This is a genomic window from Janthinobacterium sp. GW460-12-1-14-LB5 (genome assembly GCF_059423585.1).
The window spans coordinates 1-1,237 of the sequence record NZ_JBWKYD010000067.1 but is presented as its reverse complement, the minus strand read 5'-3'; the positions used below and the strand labels follow the sequence as shown (position 1 = coordinate 1,237).

Below are 1,237 nucleotides of genomic sequence, written 5' to 3'. Positions count from 1 at the left end.
CTTACAGGGTGTAGACGAAATTAACCCTTATAAGCAAGTCTGTTGAGTAGCATGCGCGCCTCTGCCAACCAGACCCAAGCTGCCGAGACATCGAGTTTGCGGTCGTGATGCATCACCGTGCGGCGCCAGCGTTCAGTCCATGCATGGGTCCTTTCGACGACCCAGCGCATGGGAAGGACCATGAATCCGGCATTCACACCCGCAGCGTCTTCAGGGGTGGTCTTGGGATCGTGCAGCGTTCCGGTCGTGCCATTGGCTGGATGACGAACCACTTCAACGCGAATACGGTGCGCCTGCTCGATGGCATGCGCACATTTTCCGCCATACGCGCCGTCGGTATAGAGCTTGTCGAGGCGAGGGCTCTTGCTGCACGCTTGCGTCACCACGGCTGCCGCCGCATCCCGGTCTTGCACGCTCGCGGCGGTGACCGACACGGCGATGATCAACCCCATCGTATCGACGACGAGATGACGCTTGCGTCCTTTGACCTTCTTGCCTGCATCAAATCCGCTTGTGCCACCTTGCGGCGAGATACGGGTGGACTGTGCATCAATGATTGCCGCGCTTGGCGTACTTGCGCGTCCCATACGTACACGCCATTGTTCGCGCAGCCGGTCTTGCATCTGTTCGAATACACCTGCGCCAACCCAGCGCGAAAACGCCTTGTAGACCGCCTGCCAGGGTGGAAACGTCTCCGGTAGTAGCCGCCATGCGCAGCCGGTGCGCAGCACGTAAGAACATGCATTGACGAGATCGCGGCGACTGTAGCGCGCGGGGGTGCCTCGCTGTCCCGGCATACGCTCGAACAAATCAGCAACCAGTTCCCATTCAGCATCTGTCAGGTTCGTGCTATACGGCGAGATGGCCTCGCGCCTGTGGGCTGCCGTGTAGCCATACCGATTGGATCCCTCGGCTCGCACTGCGCACGTCCGGCGTACCGGCTTGAGCCGTACAACGCCTAGCGCGCGTAGCGCACGACGAATTGTTGCTGTGCACACGCGTAGACCACAGCGGTGATGCAGTTCATCGGCGATTTCCTGCAAGCTGGCCTGGGCGCGTTCCATGACGATATCGTGCAAAATGGCGATATGCTCAGGCTTCAGCGCTGGCGGTCTGCCACCAGCGCTGCTTGACGGTTCAGTGCCGTCGAGTGGATGTGTTGCTGCCATGGCATGCTCCTCCCACATCGAGATAGCATGCCACAACTTCGTTGTTGATTTTGTCTACACCCTCTTAG

1 protein-coding gene is annotated in these 1,237 nt (G+C 59.6%); it reads right to left on the bottom strand.

What is annotated here, in order from left to right; genetic code table 11:
• Window positions 1–20 precede the first annotated feature (20 nt).
• Window positions 21–1,169 carry an IS5 family transposase gene (locus AC07X6_RS28530; protein ID WP_494793220.1) on the bottom strand — a complete coding sequence of 383 codons (1,149 nt, stop codon included), beginning with the start codon at window positions 1,167–1,169 and terminating at the stop codon, window positions 21–23.
• Window positions 1,170–1,237: the final 68 nt, after the last annotated feature.